The organism is uncultured Brevundimonas sp. (assembly GCF_963977465.1).
Lineage (GTDB): Bacteria > Pseudomonadota > Alphaproteobacteria > Caulobacterales > Caulobacteraceae > Brevundimonas.
Genome location: NZ_CAXBOQ010000001.1, coordinates 387,385 through 408,524, shown reverse-complemented (window position 1 = coordinate 408,524; position 21,140 = coordinate 387,385). Strand labels below are relative to the sequence as shown.

At 67.0% G+C, this 21,140-nt stretch carries 24 protein-coding genes; 5 read left to right on the top strand and 19 right to left on the bottom strand.

What is annotated here, in order from left to right:
• The first annotated feature begins 31 nt into the window (after positions 1-31).
• On the top strand, positions 32-1,276 hold the full coding sequence (locus AAC067_RS02190) for a mechanosensitive ion channel family protein (RefSeq protein ID WP_339929100.1): 1,245 nt from the start codon (positions 32-34) through the stop codon (positions 1,274-1,276).
• A 6-nt stretch (positions 1,277-1,282) separates the two neighbouring features.
• On the opposite strand, the gene recO is transcribed toward AAC067_RS02190, so the two are convergent.
• The 13 genes from recO to folK form a co-directional block, all read right to left on the bottom strand.
• Positions 1,283-2,014, bottom strand: coding sequence for a DNA repair protein RecO (gene recO, locus AAC067_RS02185; RefSeq protein WP_339929098.1), 732 nt, complete (start codon positions 2,012-2,014; stop codon positions 1,283-1,285).
• Positions 2,014-2,496, bottom strand: a complete 483-nt coding sequence (locus tag AAC067_RS02180) for a nuclear transport factor 2 family protein (protein ID WP_339929097.1) — start codon at positions 2,494-2,496, stop codon at positions 2,014-2,016. Before AAC067_RS02180 ends, recO begins: the two co-directional genes overlap by 1 nt.
• 156 nt (positions 2,497-2,652) lie before the next feature.
• Positions 2,653-3,894 carry a serine hydrolase domain-containing protein gene (locus tag AAC067_RS02175; protein ID WP_339929096.1) on the bottom strand — a complete coding sequence of 414 codons (1,242 nt, stop codon included), beginning with the start codon at positions 3,892-3,894 and terminating at the stop codon, positions 2,653-2,655.
• A gap of 48 nt (positions 3,895-3,942) precedes the next feature.
• Positions 3,943-4,611, bottom strand: coding sequence for a DsbA family protein (locus AAC067_RS02170; RefSeq protein ID WP_339929094.1), 669 nt, complete (start codon positions 4,609-4,611; stop codon positions 3,943-3,945).
• Positions 4,611-5,564 (bottom strand): GTPase Era, encoded by a 954-nt coding sequence (era, locus tag AAC067_RS02165; RefSeq protein ID WP_339929092.1) that lies wholly within the window; start codon positions 5,562-5,564, stop codon positions 4,611-4,613. The genes AAC067_RS02170 and era overlap by 1 nt, the downstream gene beginning before the upstream one ends.
• Positions 5,561-6,277: a ribonuclease III gene (gene rnc / locus AAC067_RS02160; protein WP_339929090.1), complete on the bottom strand. Its 717-nt coding sequence runs from the start codon at positions 6,275-6,277 to the stop codon at positions 5,561-5,563. Before rnc ends, era begins: the two co-directional genes overlap by 4 nt.
• Positions 6,277-7,173, bottom strand: coding sequence for a signal peptidase I (gene lepB / locus AAC067_RS02155; RefSeq protein WP_339929764.1), 897 nt, complete (start codon positions 7,171-7,173; stop codon positions 6,277-6,279). The genes rnc and lepB overlap by 1 nt, the downstream gene beginning before the upstream one ends.
• 408 nt (positions 7,174-7,581) lie before the next feature.
• A complete protein-coding gene (gene acpS, locus AAC067_RS02150; protein WP_339929088.1) occupies positions 7,582-7,983 on the bottom strand; it encodes a holo-ACP synthase in 402 nt (133 codons plus the stop codon).
• Positions 7,980-8,720, bottom strand: coding sequence for a pyridoxine 5'-phosphate synthase (locus AAC067_RS02145; protein WP_339929086.1), 741 nt, complete (start codon positions 8,718-8,720; stop codon positions 7,980-7,982). The genes acpS and AAC067_RS02145 overlap by 4 nt, the downstream gene beginning before the upstream one ends.
• 4 nt (positions 8,721-8,724) lie before the next feature.
• Positions 8,725-9,315 carry an orotate phosphoribosyltransferase gene (gene pyrE, locus AAC067_RS02140; protein WP_339929084.1) on the bottom strand — a complete coding sequence of 197 codons (591 nt, stop codon included), beginning with the start codon at positions 9,313-9,315 and terminating at the stop codon, positions 8,725-8,727.
• A 38-nt stretch (positions 9,316-9,353) separates the two neighbouring features.
• Positions 9,354-11,447: a bifunctional (p)ppGpp synthetase/guanosine-3',5'-bis(diphosphate) 3'-pyrophosphohydrolase gene (locus AAC067_RS02135; protein WP_339929082.1), complete on the bottom strand. Its 2,094-nt coding sequence runs from the start codon at positions 11,445-11,447 to the stop codon at positions 9,354-9,356.
• Between the two features lie 191 nt (positions 11,448-11,638).
• Positions 11,639-11,998 (bottom strand): DNA-directed RNA polymerase subunit omega, encoded by a 360-nt coding sequence (gene rpoZ, locus AAC067_RS02130; RefSeq protein ID WP_339929080.1) that lies wholly within the window; start codon positions 11,996-11,998, stop codon positions 11,639-11,641.
• Between the two features lie 103 nt (positions 11,999-12,101).
• Positions 12,102-12,683 (bottom strand): 2-amino-4-hydroxy-6-hydroxymethyldihydropteridine diphosphokinase, encoded by a 582-nt coding sequence (folK, locus tag AAC067_RS02125; RefSeq protein WP_339929078.1) that lies wholly within the window; start codon positions 12,681-12,683, stop codon positions 12,102-12,104.
• On the opposite strand from folK, the gene AAC067_RS02120 reads away from it, so the two are divergent.
• The 3 genes from AAC067_RS02120 (at position 12,682) to AAC067_RS02110 (ending at position 14,243) form a co-directional block, all read left to right on the top strand.
• Positions 12,682-13,263, top strand: a complete 582-nt coding sequence (locus AAC067_RS02120; protein ID WP_339929762.1) for an NYN domain-containing protein — start codon at positions 12,682-12,684, stop codon at positions 13,261-13,263. The two genes, folK and AAC067_RS02120, sit on opposite strands and share 2 nt — an antisense overlap.
• Positions 13,260-13,904 carry a uracil-DNA glycosylase gene (locus tag AAC067_RS02115; protein ID WP_339929076.1) on the top strand — a complete coding sequence of 215 codons (645 nt, stop codon included), beginning with the start codon at positions 13,260-13,262 and terminating at the stop codon, positions 13,902-13,904. Before AAC067_RS02120 ends, AAC067_RS02115 begins: the two co-directional genes overlap by 4 nt.
• Before the next feature lie 168 nt (positions 13,905-14,072).
• Positions 14,073-14,243: a hypothetical protein gene (locus AAC067_RS02110; protein ID WP_339929074.1), complete on the top strand. Its 171-nt coding sequence runs from the start codon at positions 14,073-14,075 to the stop codon at positions 14,241-14,243.
• Here AAC067_RS02110 and smpB read toward each other — a convergent pair whose 3' ends face one another.
• Complete coding sequence (gene smpB / locus AAC067_RS02105; RefSeq protein WP_339929072.1) at positions 14,244-14,714, bottom strand: SsrA-binding protein SmpB; 471 nt, start codon at positions 14,712-14,714, stop codon at positions 14,244-14,246. It lies immediately after the preceding gene.
• Positions 14,714-15,598: a 4-hydroxy-tetrahydrodipicolinate synthase gene (gene dapA / locus AAC067_RS02100; protein WP_339929070.1), complete on the bottom strand. Its 885-nt coding sequence runs from the start codon at positions 15,596-15,598 to the stop codon at positions 14,714-14,716. Before dapA ends, smpB begins: the two co-directional genes overlap by 1 nt.
• A gap of 112 nt (positions 15,599-15,710) precedes the next feature.
• Between dapA and AAC067_RS02095 the strand changes: the two genes are divergently transcribed.
• The gene (locus AAC067_RS02095) at positions 15,711-17,744 is read left to right on the top strand and encodes a lytic transglycosylase domain-containing protein (protein WP_339929067.1); all 2,034 of its coding nucleotides are present in this window, start codon (positions 15,711-15,713) and stop codon (positions 17,742-17,744) included.
• Here AAC067_RS02095 and AAC067_RS02090 read toward each other — a convergent pair.
• From AAC067_RS02090 to AAC067_RS02075, 4 genes are read right to left on the bottom strand one after another with little or no spacing between them, the layout of a single operon-like run.
• Positions 17,732-18,514 carry an ABC transporter ATP-binding protein gene (locus AAC067_RS02090; RefSeq protein ID WP_339929065.1) on the bottom strand — a complete coding sequence of 261 codons (783 nt, stop codon included), beginning with the start codon at positions 18,512-18,514 and terminating at the stop codon, positions 17,732-17,734. The two genes, AAC067_RS02095 and AAC067_RS02090, sit on opposite strands and share 13 nt — an antisense overlap.
• Positions 18,511-19,509: an iron ABC transporter permease gene (locus AAC067_RS02085; RefSeq protein WP_339929063.1), complete on the bottom strand. Its 999-nt coding sequence runs from the start codon at positions 19,507-19,509 to the stop codon at positions 18,511-18,513. Before AAC067_RS02085 ends, AAC067_RS02090 begins: the two co-directional genes overlap by 4 nt.
• A complete protein-coding gene (locus AAC067_RS02080) occupies positions 19,506-20,303 on the bottom strand; it encodes an ABC transporter substrate-binding protein (protein WP_339929061.1) in 798 nt (265 codons plus the stop codon). Before AAC067_RS02080 ends, AAC067_RS02085 begins: the two co-directional genes overlap by 4 nt.
• Positions 20,300-20,932: a TetR/AcrR family transcriptional regulator gene (locus AAC067_RS02075; RefSeq protein WP_339929059.1), complete on the bottom strand. Its 633-nt coding sequence runs from the start codon at positions 20,930-20,932 to the stop codon at positions 20,300-20,302. The genes AAC067_RS02080 and AAC067_RS02075 overlap by 4 nt, the downstream gene beginning before the upstream one ends.
• Positions 20,933-21,140 lie beyond the last annotated feature (208 nt).

Here is a 21,140-nt window from a genome sequence, read left to right as displayed (position 1 = left end):
TGGACCTCCTCCCCACAGCCGAAGTGACTTCATGGACGCGGCCATTACCTATTTTGACGTCCATCCCCTCGCCGCCCTGGCCGCGGGGCTGGCCGCCCTCGTCGCGGCCGCCCTCCTGTCTCAATGGATCACCAATGAGGTCCTGCTGAGAGCGATCCGCCACGGGTTGTCGCGAATGGGCCTGAACCAGGTCAGCGAGTCGCTGCGGCCCGTGTCGGTGCGGCTGGCGCGGATCGTGCCGGCGTTCATCGTCTATCAGGGCGTCCAGGCTGTGCCGCATCTGCCGCCCGCCGTGATGCTGGTAACCCGTAACGTCGCCGCCGCCTTCATCATCTTGACCGTGGTGATGGCGATTGCTGCCGCGCTGACGCTGGTGAACACCGTCTATTCGCGTCGGCCAGAGGCCGCCAGCCGCCCGATCAAGGGCTATCTCCAGGTCGTCAAGATCATTCTGTTCGTGATCGCCACGATCCTGATCCTGGCCACGCTGATCGATCGGTCGCCGTTGCTGCTGCTGTCCGGCATGGGTGCGATGGCGGCGATCCTGATGCTGGTGTTCAAGGACACCATCCTGTCGCTGGTCGCCTCCGTGCAACTGACCTCAAACGACATGCTGCGCGTCGGCGACTGGATCGAAATGCCCGAACTGAACGCCGACGGTGACGTGATCGACATCGCCCTGCATACGGTCAAGGTTCAGAACTGGGACAAGACCATCACCACCATCCCGACCTGGAAGCTGATCAACGAAAGCTTCAAGAACTGGCGCGGCATGGAGGAGTCCGGCGGGCGGCGCATCATGCGGGCCCTGCTGATCGACCAGACCAGCGTGCGCTTCCTCGAGCCTGAGGAACGTGAGCGGATGCGGCGCTTCGCCCTGATCGACGACTATCTGGAGAGCAAGCAGGACGAGCTGGAAGCCTGGAACGCCCGGATGGTGGAGGCAGGCCGGGACTCAGTCAACGCGCGCCGTGTCACCAATCTTGGCACCTTCCGCGCCTATGTCGCCTCCTATCTGAAGGCCCATTCCGGCATCCACCAGGGCATGACCCAGATGGTGCGCCAGCTGGACCCGACGCCGCAGGGCCTGCCGCTGGAGATCTACTGTTTCACCGCGACCACCTCGTGGGTCGCGTATGAGGGCATCCAGGCCGATATTTTCGACCATCTGATCGCCATCCTGCCGGAGTTCGGCCTGCAGCTGTACCAGCAGCCCAGCGGACGAGACTTCGTCCGGCTTGGTGCGGGTCCGCCGAGGGAACCGGCGGCAACCTGACGCGGGTCAGAGCCGCCCCGCGTCCCCCAGCTTGTCGATCATCCAGACCCGGGCCGACGGGATCGGCCGGTTCTGCGGGTGGAACACGAACTGTTCGAGAAAATGCCCGGTCAGGGCCAGTCCGGCCCCGACATCGCCTGGCCCCAAACCCGCCTGCGCGCCCAGCATGAACGGCGGCAGCACCAGCAGCTTGTCGGCATAGGGCGCGCCGGAGTCGCGGCTGACCGCCCGCCCGGTGCGCGGACTGACCCAGACCAGATCATCCATCGTCCCGCTGACGGCGCAGCTGGACAGGTCGAGGCCGAATCCCAGGTCCTCCAGCAACCCCGCCTCGAACCGCACAAAGATGGCCGGCCAGACCTCGGGGATCGCAAACGCCGCCATCAGCGCCTCGAAGGCCATAAAGGCCCCCGGATGCGGCTCGCGCTCGGGCAGCGCCCCCTGCGCCACTGCGGCGGCGGCGGCCAGTCCGGTCAGGGCCATCGAATCCTCGAACAGGGCGCTGGGCCCCTCGCCCACCGGCTCCAGCCGCGCCGAGCCCAGATGGTCCGAGGTCCGCGCCCGGTAGTCGACGATGACCCGGGCTCCAGGCTGCAGGAACGGCTTCATCCGACGCGACGCCCCACCCGCCACATAGGCGGCGCGACGGCCGTGCGTTTCGGTCAGCAGTTCGGCGACCACCCCGGTGTCGCCGTGCCCCCGGGCCGACAGGACGAAGGCTTCTTCGTTGAAGTCCATCAGTCGGGGGTAACCGTTTGCTGGCGGATCAGGGCGACCACATCCCGGGCCGCGTCGTTGGGCACGGCGAAGCTCAGCACATATTGTTCGATCTTCCAGCCGTCGTCGGTCAGGCGCAGCACGCCGGAACCGCGCGTCTCGCCATAGCTGGCATTGTCGAGTCGCTCGTCGAACCAGGCCACGCAGCGGCAGGCGATCGGGGCGATCGTCACCACCCGGTCATGCGGCACATAGGTCCAGCCCTGACCGCGCGCGAAAAACGGTTCAGCATAGGCGCGGAAGGCGACCAACGACCAGCGCTCGCCGGAGTCGGTGCCGATGAAGCGCGCGTCCGGCGTGAACTGGGCGAAATAGTCAGCGCCGTCGGCCCGGGACGCCGCTGCATGCATCCGGTCAATCACGATGGACACGGCCGCCTGTTCGGCGGTGTCAGCCGTCTGCGGCGCGGCAGTCAGCATCAGGGTGGCGATCAGGACGAACATGGGCGTGCCTCCGTCGATTGGCGCGAATTCCGGGCGGTTCGGTCGGCCGAATACAGGATGTGTCTGATGTCGCGCCTTTTGTCCTGCCTGTCCCGGTTTTTGTCCATGTCGTCGCGGCCGGGCCTGTGTCGATTCGGCGTTCAGAAATCCGGGATCTCAGCGCGCCAATGTCGTCGGGAACGGTCGCCCCAGGACTTCGGCCACGGCCTGCTGGCTGATCAGAAAGACCTGCTCACGCTGGTGATAATTGTTGGACAGGACGATCACCGTGACATCGTCGTCCGGCTGGTAGGTCACCAGGTTGCGGAACCCCGACCAGCTGCCGGTATGATAGATTTGCCGATCCTCGAAGGCGGGGCGAACCCGACGGCCCAGGCTGTTGGTGAACAGGCCGAAGCCCCAGTCGCGTCGGACCCGGCCGCGCTCTTTTGGCGTGCTGTCCGGAGCGTGATCCGCGATCATCTGCGCATAGGACCGGGGACTGACGACCCGTCCGTGATGCAGGGCCCGTTCCCAGACCAGCATGTCGTCCAGCGTCGAATACAGCGCCCCGGCGGCGAAGACGATGCTGACATTGGCGTCGTTCTGCGGCGTCAGGCCGCCGGGAAAATGGGCATAGCCCGTGACCAGGTCCCGGGCCTTGCCGTCGGCGTCAGAGCCGGTGTCCTTCATGCCCAGTGGCGTGAAGAAGGTGCGCTGCAGATAGGTGGCCAGCGGCAGGCCGGACGCCCGCTCGACCACGGCCCCCAGCAGATTGTAGCCGGCATTGTCGTAGCGAACCTTGGAACCGGGAGGGAACTGTAGCCGGTACTGTCTGGAGGCCTCGGTCAGTTCCGCGACGGTGGCGGGCGTGACCCGCTGCAGCCCCCAGGCGGGACGGGCCATCAGGTCAGGCACGCCCGAGGTGTGGGCCAGAAGATGGTGCAGGCGGATCGGTTCCCAGGCGGCGGGACAGGGCTGGATCCATTTGCACAGGGGATCATAGACCGACAGCACCCCCTCATCCTGCAGCTTCAGAATGGCAGCGGCGGTGAACTGCTTGCTGACCGACGCGAGCCGGAACCGGGAGTCCAGAGCCAGTGGCTTGTCGCGTGCGTGGTCGGCCATGCCATAGATCTGACGGAACAGGACCTGATCACCGCGCGCGACCAGCACGGCCCCGCTGAACCCGCGGCCGCCGCGTGACACACGGTCCAGAGCTTCCGTCAGTTCGGGCAGGGTCTGGACCACCTGGACCGGGGGCCGTGGCACCGCGGCCAGAGCCTCGATTGATGGTTCGGTGGCGACCGGTCGGCTCGAGGCGATGCCGGACACGACCGCCGCGCCCAGTACGGTAACCGCAATCAGGGCCATGGTCAGTCGGGGATGGCCACCGGCGTGACGGGGAACATGGAACACGTAACGTCTACTCTCTTACGACCCGGCGTACCCTGCGGGCGGCCTTGCTCAATCCGCTTCAGTCCGGCGATTCTGCGCGATGCGCCACAGCAGGTCTGGCAGACGATCCTGACCGAAGAAGGGCTCGTCCCGGTAGACGAACAACGGCACACCCCAGTGTCCCGCCGTCGCCTGGGCCGCTTCATGGGTCTGCAGCACCGCGTCCAGCCGCTCGGACTCGGCCACAGCCTGCGCCTCAAGCGCTTCCGGCTCCAGTCCGGCCGCGACCGCCGCCCGGGCCAGGTGATCGCCCTGGTCCCAGCCGTCGACCTCACCGGACCAGATCAGGTGTGAGACCGCCTCGACATAGGCCAGCCCGACGCCCTGTTCAGCGGCCAGCACGCCAAGCCGGCTTAGCCGGCCAATATACGGCTGGTCGGCAGCGATGGTGCCGCTGGCCAGATCCTGCACGACCGGGTCCGGTCGCGGCCAGCGAAATGGCAACGCCAGACGCTCGGCGATCCGGGTCACGTCCCGGAACAGATAGGGCGGCCACATCGGATTGACCGTCTTGAAGAAGTCCGGATCGCGGACGGCCAGCGGCCGCACCACGCGCAGGGTGACGTCCAGCGCGTGCTCGGCCGTTATGGCCCGGACCTGACGCACCGCGAGATAGGAATAGGGACTGCGAAACGAGAAATAGAAGTCGACCGGGGCCGGTGTCTGCCCGGCGGCCATCAGGCGTTGAAGTCCAGACCGAACTGGGCGTACAGCGCCTTGCTGTCCTGCCATTTCGGATCGACCTTGACCGTGACGAACAGATGGACCTGACGGTCCAGCAGCAGGGTCAGTTCCTCGCGCGACTTCTGGCCGATCCATTTCAGGGTCTGGCCGCCCTTGCCGATGATGATCGGCCGCTGGCTCTCGCGCTCGACATAGACGGTCTGCTCGATCCGCACCGAGCCGTCCGGCTTTTCGTCAAAGGCCGTGGTCTCGACCGCCGCCGAATAGGGCAGTTCCTCGTGGACCCGCAGATACAGCTTCTCACGCGTGATTTCGGCGGCCAGCACCCGGATCGGCACATCGGCGCTCTGGTCTTCGGGATACAGCCAGTGGCCCTTCGGCATTCCGCGGGCCAGCCGCTGTTTCAGGTCGTCGACACCGTCGCCGCTCAGGGCAGAGATCATATAGACCTCGGAATAGACGCCGGTTTCGAACAGGGCATGGGACAGGGCCAGCAGGGTGTCGCGGCGCATGCCGTCGATCTTGTTCAGGGCCAGGATGACCTGGACCCCGGTCGCCTTGAGATTGGCGATGATGGTTTCGGTGTCTTCGGCCGAGCGGCGGTCGGCCGGCGTGCCGTCCTTGCCTTCCGATGCGATGTGCGAGGCCGCATCAATCAGGTGCACGACCACATCGGCGTCCTGGGCTCCGCCCCAGGCGGCGGCGACCATGGCCCGGTCCAGACGGCGGCGCGGCGTGAAGATGCCGGGCGTATCGACCAGTACGATCTGCGCATCGCCCTCGATGGCGATACCGCGTACCGGAAAGCGCGTGGTCTGAACCTTCTGGGTGACGATCGAGACCTTCGACCCCGTCAGCCGATTGACCAGCGTCGACTTCCCGGCGTTCGGCGCGCCGATGATGGCGGCAAAGCCGGCGTGCTGGTTGGGGTTTTCGGTATCGGTCAAATCAAGCCTTCGCGTTTCAAAAGGGCCGTTGCGGCCGCCTTCTCCGCCTCCTGACGTGATCGTCCGGTCGCGGTCAAGGCTTCGACGCCTTCTACCACGGCTTCGACCGTAAAGGTCGGGGCATGATCGGAGCCACTGCGGTCCACCACGCGATAGGTCGGCAGGGCGCGGCCCAGCTTCAGGGCCCATTCCTGCAGCGTCGATTTAGGATTGGTCACGGCCCGGGTCGGGGTCGCCTGGAATTCCGCCGCCCAACTGGAGTCGAAGACCCGGCGAGCGGCATCCAGTCCGCCGTCGAAATAGACGGCGGCCAGAATGGCCTCCATGGCGTCGCCCAGCACGCTCTCACGCCGGCGGCCGCCCTGTTTGGATTCCCCGGCCGACAGGCGCATGGCCGGTCCGACGCCCAGACTCTCGGCCACGCGGGCACAGGCGACCTTGTCGACCAGACTGTGCAGGCGCGAGGACATGTCGCCCTCATCGGCCTCGGGAAAGTCGCGCATCAGCTTTTCAGCCACCAGCAAACCCAGCACCCGGTCGCCCAGGAACTCAAAACGCTGGTTGTCGCGGATCGGCCGACCGGCGGCATCACGCACCGCCCCCTCCCCGACGCTGGCATGGGTCAGGGCCCGCTCCAGCAAGGCCGGGTCGTGGAAGACGTGGCCAAGACGGCGCGTGAGTTCAGCGACCGCCTCGGCCCGCAGATTGGCCATCACTCCAGAACGGTAAAGAACCGGCTCGGACGCAGCTTGCTGAACCAGCTGATGGGATCCCACAGGGAGGCCCCCGGTGACCAGGAGAACAGGATGATCTGGGCCTTGCCGATCAGGTTCTCGGCCGGAACCAGGCCGACGCCGCCGCGCTCGGGGTGTTCACGACTGTCGACCGAGTTGTCGCGATTGTCGCCCATCATGAAATAGTGGCCGGCCGGGACGGTGAAGACCTCGGTATTGTCCAGCGGGAAGCCGGGGCCGAAATCATTGATGGTGAACTCCCGGCCACCGGGCAGGGTCTCGACCAGTCGCGTCACCGGACGCGGGCCATAGGCGTCGGCTTCTTCAGCCTGGCCCAGCACCACGTCCGGCACGATCGTGCCGTTCAGGTACAGCCGGTTGTTGATCATCTGGATCCGGTCACCCGGCAGGCCGATGACGCGCTTGATGTAGTCGGTCTTGTTATCGGCCGGCAGCTTGAACACGGCGATGTCGCCACGCTGCGGTCCGCGCTCCAGGATCCGGCCGTTGAACAGACCCGGGCTCCCCGGAATGGAGTGTTTGGAGTAGCCGTAGCTCCACTTGGTCACGACGATGTAGTCGCCCTCATAGAGGTTGGGCTCCATCGAGGCCGACGGAATGGTGAAGGGCTGGAACAGGAACACCCGCAGCACCAGGGCGATCAGCAGGGCGAAGACGATCGTCTTCACAATCTCGACGAACTCATTGCCGCCGTCGGAGGTCTTGCTGGCCTTCTTGCCCTTTTTCGAGGGGGGCGGGGTCACCGGCTCGGACTCCTCGAACGGCGCGTCGCCGTGGTCGCTCCACACGGGCGGCTTGGCGGATGCGGCGGTCGCGGCCACAGCCGCGGCGGCCACGGGGGCGGCGTCGCTCATGTTGTGGTCCGACGTTTCGTCAGGGTGAGCGACAGGCTCGTGGTGGACGGCTTCGGCCGGAGTCTCGTGACTGTGATCGGGACCATGATCATCATGAGCGGCATGGGTGTCCTGGTCAGGGTGTCCGGCTTCAGCCGGAGCGTGGTCGTCATGGGCGGCATGATCGTCGGGACCGTGGTCCGCGGTCTCGACCGGTGCGTGGGCCGGTTCATCCGCAGCAGGTTCAGCCGAATGCGCGTCATCAGCCGTCGCCGGGGGCGCGTCATGATGGTCGGAGTCATGCGCATCGTGCGCGTCGGGCGCAGCGTGCGTGTCGTGTGCGTCGTCGGTCTTGTGTTCGTCGCTCATGTGACCCCTGTCCCCCAGCCGTTGTGCACGGTCTTTGACCGCGAAACGGGTATAACGTGATTAAGCCAGCGGCAAGGCTTCGATCACCACGAAGGCGAGTGCGTACGGGTGTTCGTCGCTCAGCGTCAGGTGAATCCGCGCCTCATGACCGGCTGGAATCAGTTGTTCCAGATGCCGGGCGGCATTGCCGGTCAGGGCCATGGTGGGCTGGCCACTGGGGCGGTTCGCCACACCCATGTCCCGCCAGTAGACGTCCGACCGCATGCCGGTCCCCAGGGCCTTGGCGCAGGCCTCCTTGGCCGCAAACCGTTTGGCATAGCTCCACGCGGGATCGGGCTTGCGATCCGAGCGGGTGCGCTCCAGCTCGGTGAAGCAGCGCTGCTTGAAGCGGTCGCCGAACCGGTTGAGCGAGGTCTGGATGCGGCGGATGTCGCACAGGTCTGTGCCGATGCCGATGATCACGCGGTGATTCCGTCCATCACGGTCCGCATCCGCCCGACCGCGGCGTCGAGGCCGATGAAGACGGCTTCACCGATCAGGAAATGGCCGATATTGAGCTCGCGAATCTCGGGAATGGCCAGCACCTCGGCCGCGGTCTCATAGTTCAGGCCGTGCCCGGCATGCACCTCCAGCCCGAGGCTGTGACCCAGGCGCGCCGCCTCGGCTAGACGCCGGAATTCGACCCCGTGGGCGTCGCCGACGGCATGACAGAACCGACCGGTGTGCAGCTCGATCACCTGGGCCCCGACCGCGGCCGAGGCTTTGACCTGTTCCACGTCCGGATCGATGAACAGCGATACCCGGATGCCGGCCGCGGACAGCGTCCCGGCGGCGCGGGCCATGTCGTCGGCCTGGGCGACGACGTTCAGCCCGCCCTCGGTCGTGACCTCCTCGCGCCGTTCGGGCACCAGACAGGCCGCGTGAGGCCGGTGGCGCAGGGCGATGGCCAGCATCTCCTCCGTCAGGGCCATTTCAAGATTGAGCGGACGACCAGCCTCGGCGCAAAGCGCGCTCAGAGCCTCGATGTCCCGGTCCGTAATATGCCGACGATCCTCGCGCAGATGGGCAGTGATGCCGTCACCGCCGGCCGCGAGGGCGACACGGGCCGCGCGCACCGGATCAGGGTGGCTGCCGCCCCGGGCGTTCCGCACCGTGGCCACATGGTCGATATTAACGCCCAGCCGGACCCGTTCGCTCATCGTCTCAACCCTGTTTGGCCAGACGGCGACTGCCGGGGTCCTCAACCGGCAGGGCCGCCAGTTCGGGTGGCAGGGCATCGGCCGGCCAGGCTGGCACGTCCAGCGTCGCAAGGGCGATCAGGGGCACGCCGACGTCGGCCCGCCCACCCGAGCGATCGACGATACAGGCCGCGGCCACGACGTCGCCGCCGGCCGCCTTGATCGCGGCGATACATTCGCGCGAACTCAGCCCCGTGGTGACGATGTCCTCGACCATCACCACCTTCTGGCCCGGCTCGACCTGAAAGCCGCGGCGAAGTTTGAAGGTCCCGCCCTCACGCTCGACATACATCGAGGGCACGCCCAGATGCCGGGCCGTTTCATAGCCGGGGATGATACCGCCCACGGCCGGGGAAATGGCTACATCGACCGGCCCGACGGCGGCGATGATCTTCTGCGCCAGCGCCTTGCACAGCCGCTCGCAGCGCGCGGTGTCCATGAATACCAGGTTCTTCTGCAGGAAGACCGGGCTGTGCAGGCCGGACGACAGCACGAAATGCCCCTCACGCAGGGCACCCACGGCGCGGAACTCGTTCAATACGTCTTCTGAGGTCATGGGGGTCGTCATAACGGGACTGGTCCGCGCCGCAAGGCCTAACCCCGTGGCCGTTCGACCGTATCCACCGAGGGATTGGCTCTCAGCGCGGCCATGATGGTGGTGGCGTGTTTGGCGTCCTCGACCTCGACATCGATGATGACGTCGAAGAAGTCCTGCTGTCGGAGGCTCATTATCAGGTTGAGGATATTGCCGCCGGCCTCCCCGATCAGGGTTGCGACCTCGCCGAGGACGCCCGGGGCGTTCTTGATGGTGGCGTGCAGCCGGGCCGCAGCCACAGCGCCCTGTTCCGCATGCGCCGTCCACTGCAGGTCCTGCCAGACCGAATCATCGTCGGCGTAATCCGCCAGCCTCTGGCAATCGATGGTGTGGACGGTCAGGCCGACGTCCTCCCCGAGGATGCCGACGATGCGGTCGCCCGGCACCGGCGAACAACACTGGCCGAAATGAACGCTGACGCCCGGGGTCAGGCCGCCACCGCGCACGAACAGGCGGGCCTGTTCATCGACAATGCGCCGCCGGTCCGGTCCGGCCTTCATCCGCCCCTTTAAAGCCGGGAACAGGGTCTCGGCCACCTTGCCGGCGGACAGTTGGCCGCGGCCGATGGCCTCAAACAGGTCATCGTCATTGGCGATGGCCATGGTCTCCAGCACCGGGGTCAGGGTCACCTCGGCCAGCAGCTTTTCCCCGCGCGCCAGGGTCTGTTCCAGCGTCGCCTTGCCCAGCTTCTGGAACTCGTCGCGCTCGCTGGTTCGAATATGACGGCGGATGGCCGAGCGGGCCCGACCGGTGACGGTCAGCGAGCGCCAGTCGGCCGGAATCTCGCGCTTGGCTCCGCGGATAACCTCGACCACGTCGCCGTTCTGGAGCTGGGTCCGCATCGGCTTCAGCTCGCCGTTGACCTTGACCCCCACGGCGGTGTCACCGACCTCGGTGTGAACCGCATAGGCGAAGTCCAGCGCCATACCGCCGCGCGGCAGGGTGATCAGCGCCCCCTTGGGCGTGAACACGAACACCTGGTCGAGATACATTTCCAGCTTGGCGTGCTCGACCCAGTCCTCGCCGCCCTCGCCGTGCTCGATCACCTGAACCAGATGACGCAGGTTCTGCAGCGGGTCGCGCCCGCCGTCGCGCTCCATCGCTTCCTGATCGAAGCCATAGCTCTTGTTCTTGTAGGCCCAGTGCGCCGCCACCCCGTCCTCGGCGACCCGGTCCATGGCCTCGGTGCGGAGCTGCATCTCGATGCGTAGACCTGACGGCCCTACGACCGTGGTGTGCAGCGAGCGGTAGTTGTTCGACTTGGGCGTCGAGATGAAATCCTTGAATCGTTCCGGCACCACGGGCCAGGCCCGGTGAATGACGCCCAGCGCCCGGTAGCAGTCGTCCTCGCTCATCACGACGACCCTGAAGCCGTAGATGTCGGACAGGGACGAAAAGCCGACCGACTTGCGCTGCAGCTTGCGCCAGATTGAATAGGGCGTCTTCTGCCGACCGAACACGTGCGCCTTGACCCCCGCCTCGGCCAGGACCTTTTCCACATCGCGCGAGACGCCGTCGATAGCGCGGCCGTGCTCCAGCTTCAGCGCCTCCAGTCGTCGCTCGATCGCGGTGCGGGCCGTGGGGTTCAGATGTTCGAACGCCAGTTCTTCCAGTTCTGACGCGATCGAATGGATACCGATCGACCGACCCAGCGGCGCATAGACCTCCAGGGTCTCGCGGCTGATGCGCTCGCGCTTCTCCGGTTTGACATATTTCAGCGTCCGCATGTTGTGCAGACGGTCGGCCAGCTTCACCAGCAGGACGCGGACATCCTTGGAAATGGCGAGGATGAATTTGCGCAGGTTCTCGGCCTGGCGGGTGTGCTCCGCCTGCAGTTCCAGCCGGCTCAGCTTGGTGACCCCCTCGACCAGGGAGGCGACCTCCTCGCCGAACATGGCCGCGATGTCGTCGCGGGTGGCCGAGGTGTCCTCGACCACGTCGTGCAGCAGGGCCGTGACGATGCTGGCCGTATCCAGCTTGTAGTCGGTCAGGATGCCGGCGACCTGGATGGGATGGGCGAAATAGGGATCGCCGGACGCTCGCAACTGCGAACCGTGCATCTTCATCGCATAGACGTAGGCGCGATTGAGCAACGCCTCGTCGGCAGTCGGGTCGTAGGCCTTGACGGCCTCAATCAGTTCGAATTGACGCAGGATCGGGACGCGCCGCGGCGCAGCGTCGTCGCCCGCAGGCGCAGGATCGTTTCGATTGGCAGTTTCGGGAGACGTCGCGGCCTTGGAAGACCGCGCCGGCAGGATGGTGATACCGTTGGCGGACTCAGCCGTCAGTATCGCTCCTCCTGGCCGCCGTCGCGGTCGCTTTGCAGCGCACGGATCAGCTCGGCCTCGGCCATGTTCATGTGCTGCGGTTCGGCCAGCAGGGCCACGACCTCGGCTTCATCCTCGGCCTCGGTACGCTCGTCGACGCGCTGCAGGGTGACGATGATGGTCTCGCGCAGCTCGTCCGGCTTGACCATGTCGTCGGCCAGTTCGCGCAAGGCGACGACCGGGTTCTTGTCATTGTCCCGATCGAGGGTCAGCGGCGCGCCATTGGCGATCGCGCGGGCGCGATTACCGGCCAGCAGAACCAGTCCGAAACGGTTCGGTACCTTCTCGATGCAGTCTTCGACAGTTACGCGGGCCATGAAAATCCTCTAGCGACGGGGAGAACCGAACAAAATAGAGCGTTACGCGTGATTGTGCAACGCCGCATGGGCGGGAATGAGGCAATGTTTCTGTCGGCGGCAACTACCGTTGTGACGCAGCGTCATCCGGAATCGACCGGGCGTCCCGTCCAACGGGTGCCGTCGTGGCCAGGTCCGCCGCCCGACCTGCGCCCTCCGGATGCAGCCAATCCGGCGCGATCTCGGCCAGCGGCCCCATCACGAACAACCGCTCGGCCGCCCGCGGGTGAGGCAGGATCAGTCCGTTCAGGTCTCCGCGGATACGACCATAGGCGATCAGGTCAAGATCCAGCGTTCGTGGACCGTTGCGTGGCCCTCTCTGCCGCCCGAACGCCTCCTCGATCCGCCCCAGGGCAGCCATTACATCGTGCGGGTCCAGGGCGGTACGAACAATCACCACGCCGTTGAGGAAGGGCGGGTCCGTCGGATCGGGCCAGGCGCTGGAATGCCACCATGACGACTGTGCCACGACATCCAGCCCTTCGACGCGGAATCGAGCGAGTGCCGCCTGGAGTCCGTCGCGGCAGCTCGGCCAGACCCCCTTGTCATTGCTGCCCAGCGCAACGATGACTGCGGCATCCAGATCCAGCCCGCCGTCGATTTTGACGGACACCGGGCCGTTCGTTTTGGGGACGTCCGTGTTCATGACCCTGTATCCGACCGATCGCGTCGCCCTCTTCATCGACGGGGCCAACCTCTATTCGTCGGTCCGCGCCCTGAATGCCGATCTCGACTTCAGGAAGATGGTCGAGTCGTTCCGCGACCGGGCCGTGCTGACGAGGGCCTATTATTACACGGCCGTGGTGGAGGGCGAAGAGTTCTCGCCGATCCGGCCGCTGATCGACTTCCTCGACTACAACGGCTTTCGCGTGGTGACCAAGCCGGCCAAGCGCTTCACCGACGGTCAGGGGCAGGCCCGGATCAAGGGCAATATGGATATCGAGATCGCAGTCGACATGCTGGAATTGGCCCCGCACATCGATCACGCCGTTCTCTTCTCAGGCGACGGCGATTTCCGTCGGGTCGTCGAAGCCGTCCAGGCCCGTGGCGTGCGCGTCACCGTGGTCTCGACGCTGAAGGTTCAACCGCCCCACATCGCCGACGAGCTGCGGCGGCAGGCCGATGACTTCATCGAACTGGCCGAACTGATTGCCGAGTTCGGACGGCCGCGCGCCCCGGCGACGCCACCGTCGGTGCGGACCTTCCCGCCGGAGCCCGAGACATGAATTTCGTCGTCCCGCCCGATCCGCCCCGCAACTGCCCGCTGTGTCCGCGACTGGTCGCCTATCGCGGGGTCAATGCCCGGGAGAATCCGGACTGGTTCAACGGGGCTGCGCCCTCGTTCGGGGATCCGCAGGCGCGCTTGCTGATCGTCGGTCTCGCGCCCGGTCGCACCGGGGCCAATCGCACCGGCCGGCCCTTCACCGGCGATCACGCCGGCTGGCTACTCTATGAGACGCTGAAGAAGACGGGGTTTGCCTCCGGTGAGTTCGAGGCCCGGTCCGACGACAGCCTGCAACTGGTCGACTGTATGGTCACCAATGCCGTGCGCTGTGCCCCACCCGGCAACAAGCCGCTTCCTGTCGAGGAGGCCACCTGCCGTCCCTTCCTCGTGTCGCGTCTGGCCGCCCTGCCCCGTCTCAGGGTGATCGTGACCCTCGGTGACGTATCGCGGCGCAATGTGCTCAAGGCACTCGACCTGCCGGTCTCGGCCGTGGCTCCGGGTCATGGCGTCGAGGCCCCGGTCCGCGACTACATCCTGCTCAACAGCTACCACTGCTCCCGCCTCAACACGAACACAGGGCGGCTGACACCGGAGATGTTCGAGACCGTCTTCCGCCGCGCCCGGGCCCTGATCGAGGGCTGATCCGCTAGACCTACCTGTGTCGCCCGCGCCACGTCGGGCGCGGGCGACGACGATTCCGGCGAAATCGCCGGGAACAGCCCGGCTGTGATCACGTTCTCTGATCGGGTGAGGAACCGGGAGGATATGATGCGCAGATCGGATCGAGTGTTTTCAGCGACGGAACGGCGCGTGGCCGTCATCGCCCTGGTCCTGACGGTACTGGTGACCGTTCTCGGCCTGACCGTCGGTCAGAGTTTGAGCCCGCCGTCGCTCGGCCCCTACGGCACCGATGCCTTTAACGTCGCCGCCAGCCCCGGCATTCTGGACGCGCGTCCGGTCATGAGCGCGCCGTCCGCCTGATTAGCCCTTGTCTCGCATGAGCCTGGCCTTGTCGCGCTGCCAGTCCCGCGCCGCTTCGTTCTCGCGCTTGTCGTGAAGTTTTTTGCCCTTGGCCAGGGCAATCTCCAGCTTGGCCTTGCCAGCCTCGTTCAAGTACAATTTCACCGGAATGATCGTCCGCCCCTCGCGCTGGACGGCCCCGATCAACTTGTCGATCTGCTTGCGGTGCAGCAGCAGCTTCCGGTGCCGGCGCGGCTCGTGATTGAAGCGATAGGCCTGTTGGTATGGCGGGATGTCGGCATTGACCAACACGATCTCCCGCCCCTCCACCGCCGCATAGCTTTCAGCGATATTGGCTCGCCCCGAGCGCAGCGACTTGATCTCGGTGCCCAGCAGCTGGATGCCGGCCTCGATGAAATCCTCGAGAAAATAGTCGTACCGCGCCCGCCGGTTCTCGGCGATCAGCTTGGTCTTGGGCTGTTCGGACGCCATCAGATCACTCCCGCAGCCGCAAGGGCCCGGTCGATCGCCGGCTTTACCGCGTCGGCGGTCGGGGACAGGGGCAGGCGTACGGACTCGTCGCACAGGCCCAGACGGGCCAGGGCGTATTTCGCCGGAGCCGGGGAATTATCGAGGAACAGCGCCCGGTGCAGGCCGATCAGCCGGTCCTGCCACGAGCGCGCCGTGGCCAGGTCTCCGCTGGCGAAGGCCTCATACAGGGCGACCATGGCTTCGGGCGCGACATTGGATGTGACCGAGATCACCCCCGCCCCGCCCAGCGCCATCAGGCCCAGGCAACTGCAATCATCGCCCGAGATCAGATCGAAAGGCGCATCAATATTGGCGCGCATCCAGCTGGGTCGGACCATGTCGCCGGTGGCATCCTTGATGCCGACGATATTGGGATGGGCCGCCAGCCGGGCCACCGTCTCGTTGGCCAGATCGACGCCGGTCCTCGACGGCACATTGTACAGCAGCACCGGCAACTGCACCGCTTCGGCGATCGCCTCATAATGCAGGGCCAGACCCGTCTGTGACGGCCGGTTGTAATAGGGGGTGACCACCAGCGCCCCGTCCGCCCCAACGGTCTTGGCATGGCGGACCAGTTCGATCGCCTTGTCAGTGGCGGTAGATCCAGCCCCGGCGATGACCCGGACCCGCCCGGCGGCGACCTTCACGCACAGTTCAACGACGCGCATATGCTCGTCCGGATGCAGGGTCGCGCTCTCGCCCGTGGTCCCCATCGGCACGAGTCCGTGAACCCCCGCAGCGATCTGGCGTTCAACCAGACGCTCGAACGCACTTTCGTCCACGTTTCCGTCACGAAGTGGTGTGATCAGGGCGGTGATCACACCCTTGAACAAAGGGACGGTCATTGAAACGATGGTCCTGCGTGGAAGTCGGGCGGCTGTCGCCAGATAAGAAGCGCCGGAGGGTAGGTTGCCCGCTGGTCTGCTGCAACCGGGATGAATGGGGATCGAAAAGATCATGTTTGCGACGACCTTGGCCGCCGCCCTGGCGATTCTCGCCCCCGACCCCGCCGTTCTGATCAGCAGCCAGGCGACACCCTATGTCGCCACGTCGGCGTATCAGGGCCGATTGCTGACCGATTCGGACACCGTCCTGTTTCGTGAGGGCCTTGCGGCAGCGCGAGCCCGCGACGTCATCACCACCCAGACCGTCATGGCCCGGATCAGCGATCCGACCGCCCGCAAGCTGGTCGAATGGGCCCTGATCGACACCTCGGCCGAACAACTGTCCTTCAGCGAACTGGCGACGGCCCAGTCCCGCTTCGCCGCCTGGCCCCGGGCCGAATCACGTGAGGCCGCGGGTGAACGGGCGCTGGATCTCGCCAATGCCGGACCCGACACCGTTCTCGCCTTCTTCGACGGACAGGCCCCCGCCACCATCGAAGGCGTGATCGCCTTCGCCGGGGCGCTCGAACAGAAGAATCGCGGCGATGAGGCCCGCCCCCTGATTCGCGACTGGTGGCGGACCCAGTCGTTTGACGCCGCGCCTCAGGCTCGAATTCTGACCCGCTGGGGCCGCTGGCTGACCCAGGCCGATCACGAAGCCCGGCTCGACATGCTGCTGCTGGGTCCGCACGGTCCGGCCACGCGCGAGATGATCACCCTGGTCTCACCCGAGCGCCGCACCGTGGCCGAGGCCGTTCTGGCCCTGCGGACCGCCTACAACGGGGATTCCATCGTGGCGGGCCTGACGCCCGCACAGGCTCGGGACCCCGCCGTTGTGCTGGAACGGGTCCGGCTGTTGCGCGCCGCCGGCCGTCAGTCCGAAGGCTTAGCCCTGCTGTCCGCCCTGCCCCGGGCCCCTTCCCACAGTGACGGGCAAAGCACCCTGTGGAGCGAGCGCCGCAACTATTTCCTCGACGCTCTGGAGCGCCGGGAATGGCGCGCCGCCTATGATTCCATGGCCGGCCACGGCTTCCCGTCCGGCGAACGGATGGTCGACGCCGAGTTCTTCGCCGGCTGGGTCGCCCTGACCAAGCTGAATGATCCCGCCCGCGCGGCCAGCCATTTCGAGGCCCTGCGCGCGATGTCCTCGACCCCGATCACCCAGGGGCGGGCCCTCTACTGGCTGGGACGGGCCGCCGAGGCCGCCGGTGACACCGCCACCGCCCACCAGCGCTATCTCGAAGGCTCAGCGCACATTCAGACCTTCTACGGCCAGCTCGCTGCGGAAAAGGCCGGGATCACCACCCTGACCCTGCCCGCGGAAATCGTCCCGACCCGGGCCGACATCGCCCGGTACGAGGCCGATGAAGTCGTGCGCGCCACCCGGATCCTGGGTGAGACCGGCGAGGCTTCCCTGTTCCGCGTCTTCACCTATCAGTTGGACGACACCCTGCCCGGAGCGGCCGATCTGGCCCTGCTGATGGACATGTCGCGTGGCTATGGCGAGGATTTCACCGCGATGATGGTCGGCCGCGCCGCCAGCCAGCGCGGCTATCTGATGCCCGAGCGACAGTATCCGATCCGCATTCCGCCGACCGTCGCCGGTGCCGCGCCGCTTGAGTTTACCCTGGCCATCACCCGTCAGGAATCCAGCTTTGATCCGCGTGCCCGTTCAGGGGCCGATGCCCGCGGCATGATGCAGTTTCTTCCGTCGACCGGGGCGGCGGTGGCGCGCCAGCTGAACATGCCGTTCTCGGCCGAGCGGTTGTGGGATGCCGACTACAACATGACCCTCGGCAGCTTTCATCTGGGCGACCTGACCAGCCGGTTCGGCGGGTCGATGCTGCTGGCCACGGTCGGTTACAACGCCGGGCCGGCCCGCCCGCCCCAGTGGATCGCCCGCTGCGGCGACCCACGCGACGGCTCTGTTGATCCGGTCGATTTCATTGAATGTGTGCCCTTCACCGAGACGCGTAACTATATGATGCGGGTGATGGAAAACATGGCCGTCTACAAGGCGCGTTTGAACGGTGGGGCGGCGCCGCTGTCCACATCGAGCGACATCGCTCGTGGTGTCTCGGCCGGTCCGCGGCCCTACCGTCCCTGAAGCGAGACTGGTCCGGTCGCGGCGCGGCTGGCCGCCAGCAGCGGGCCGTCCGGCCCGTCCAGCCAGATGGCGGACAGGCCGAACACCGTGCGCAGGATGTCAGGACGCAGGGCCTCCACCGGCGGTCCATCGGCCACCACGCGACCCTGGTCCAGCACTACGACCCGGTCGGCGAAACGCGCGGCCAGGGTCAGGTCGTGCAGGCTGACCAGCACCGCCTGACCGGCCCGCGCCCGCGCCGCCAAACGCTCCAGCACCATCAGCTGGGCATCGGGGTCCAGCCCGGCTACCGGCTCGTCCGCCAGCAGGGCCCGCGCCCGCGTCGTCAGCAGCCGCGCCAGCAGAACCCGGGCCCGCTCGCCCCCCGACATCTCGGACACGCCCCGGTCGACCAGATGCCCGATGTCGACCTCGACCAGCGCCGCGCGGGCCCGGTCCAGCGCCGCCTCGCCTGCCAGCCACGGCGCGCCCAGGGCGGCGACCTCGACCGCCGGCAGGTTCCAGGCGATACGCCGCTCCTGTGGCAGATAGGCGGCGCATTCGGCCCTCTGGCCCGGCGACAGGTCCGACAATGCCTGTCCGTCCAGCAGGGCCCGGCCACGGGTCAGTGGCAGCAGGCCGAGGGCGGCGCGGATCGCACTGGACTTGCCCGCGCCATTGGGCCCGCACAGGGCCACTAGTTCGCCGGGGCTGACCGTCAGATCGACCACATCCAGCACCGTCCGTCGGCCGATCGCCGCCGTCGCTCCATTCAGAGCCACGACGCTCACAGCCGCCACTCCCGCGCCGCGCGCCAGGCGATCAGGGCGAACAAGGGTGCCCCGACCAGGGCGGTGAACACCCCTAGCTTCAGTTCCTGATCAGTCGGCGTCATCCGCGCCGCCAGATCGGCGAGCACCAGCATCAGGCCGCCGCCCAGTGCCGAGGGCAGCAGCAACCGGCCCGGGTCGCCGCGCATCGCCGTCCGCACCAGATGCGGCGCGGCCAGGCCGACGAAGCCGATCACCCCGGCCACGGCGACCGCCGCCCCGGCCGCCAGCGCCGCCGCGATTAGCGCCAGCAGACGCATCCGTGCCATCGGCAGGCCTGAAGTGGCGGCCGTCTCCTCACCCAGCGACAGCATCCTTAGTCCCGGTGCCGCCAGCCAGGCGAACAGGCCCGAAACGATCACCGCCGGCACGATCCAGGCCACATCGATCCAGCTGCGGTTCTGCACCGATCCCAGCAGCCAGCTCATCACCTCGGCCATGGCGATCGGTGACGGGGACAGGTTGAAGATCAGGGCCGTCGCCGCGCCCGCGAAACTGGACAGGGCCACGCCGAACAGGATCAGGGCCTCGGGTGCCCGCACCCGGCTGGCGAACAGGATCAGGGCGGTCCCGGCCAGACCGGCACCGGCCAAGGCGGCGATCTCAACCGCGCCGGGTATTGCAGCCGCGCCCAGTACAATGGCCGAGGCGGCCCCCAGCGCTGCGGTAGCCGAGACGCCCAGCACGCCGGGATCGGCCAGCGGATTGCGCAAAAGCCCCTGCATCACCGCACCCGACAGACCCAAGGCCGCGCCGACCGCGAGAGCGCAGACAGCGCGCGGGGCCCGTACCTGCCACAACACCTCGGCCGGTCCCGAACCGGGCTGGGTAACGGCGGCGAGGTACTGGTCCAGCCCGAACAGGCTTTCGCCGAACGTAATGGCCAGACCGAGACCCAGCACGATCAGGCCGGCCAGCAACAGATTCAGCCGCGCGGCGGTCCCCGAGGCGCTCATTGCGAGTCGGCCAGCATCGCGGCAGCGTCGGCGGCAAACCACGCCGGGCAGGACAGCACCGTGGCCGGCAGGCGCGCAGCGACCCGCCCGGCGGCGGCGCGGCGCACCACGGGATGGCGTCCGGGCCCGCGCCAGTCGGCCCGGATCTGGTCGAAGAAGCCCAGCACAAAGCGCAACGGCGGGTTCAGGGCGATCCGCTCGACACTGACCGGCGCGAATCCGGGTGACGCCGCCAGATTGGCGAAACCCGCCGCCCTGAAAATCGCGCCCACCAGTGTGTCGCGACCGGCGGTGAACCCCCCGGCCGTCAGATACAGCGCCCCCGGCCGAGGCTCCGTCGGCGAGGCGATCGTGGCCAGTTGGGCGTCCATGTGCTGGATCAACGCATCCCCCCGCTCGGCCCGGCCAAGACCGGCCGACACCCGCCTGAGCGTGGCCTGAACCCCGGCCATGTCCGTGGCGTCGTCGATCAGCAGGACTTGCACCCCGCGCCGCTCCAGCGCCGCCAGCAGTCGCGGCTCGCCGCCCCAGTAGCGCACCACGACATCGGGCTGGAAGGCGATGGCGGCTTCCAGTGTCGGCCGGACCTGGCGCCGTCCCCGCGCCGCCTCACGCAACCGGGAATCGGGATCGTCCGCCCGCGGTGACAGGGCCAGTTCGGCCTCGGGGGCCAGGGCCAGCACATACTGATCGGCACACTGGTCCAGCGACAGGACCCGCAACGGGGCTGCCGTCGTCGGCCCGGCCGCCAGCCAGGCCAGCGCGGCCATCGTCACCAGAACCCGCGCGCTCACGGCTTGAGCAACCCCATGAACAGGGCGTCCATCATCGTGTTCACCAGGGTCTCGCGATCAACCCAGTCGAAATTGGGCTTGGTGATCATCAGGGACACGACGCCGTGCCCGCCGGCCCACAGGGCCTGGGTCGTCGCGCGGGCCCCGCCGCGCAGCCGACCGGCCTGCTCTGCATCCTCGACCACGGCCTCGAATGACCGGAACAGCGCGGCCCCCAACTGCTGGGCGACGGTTTCGGCACCGCCCGGTGCCTCCAGGGCCCGGGTCATATAGACCAGTCGATAGGCATTGGGATTGGCGAAGCCAAAGGCGAGATAGGCCTCCATCATCCGCCGCATCCGGGCCTCGGGTTCACCGGACTCGGCCAGGACCGCCTGGTTCAGGGCGATCAGGGTTTCGAACGACTCCCGGCAGATCTCGTGCAGGATCGCCTGCTTGTCGGAGAAATGCATGTAGAGGGCGGTCGAGGACAGGCCGACCTGATCGGCGATCTTGCGGATCGTCGCCCCTTCATAGCCGTGCTCGACGAAGATCTGCTCGGCGGCGGTCAGGATTTCGGCACGCCGGGAATGGCCCTCGCCCTTGGGCTTGCGTGCGGATCGGCGATTGAGACGGGTGACGCCGGACAAACCTGCACTCCAATGGACCAGACGCTTGAATAGCGGCATTCGCTCCGCACCGCCAACACCACACGCTGTGCGGTTGATTAACCATATTTCGCGTATTACGGGTACGCCATGGTGGCGGTCAGCGATCCGGACAGGGGGTGGCTCGGCGTCCGGCCTGCCCGGCCGGCCGTCCCGGACAGTGCCGCCCGCACAGGGGCAACTCCGATAC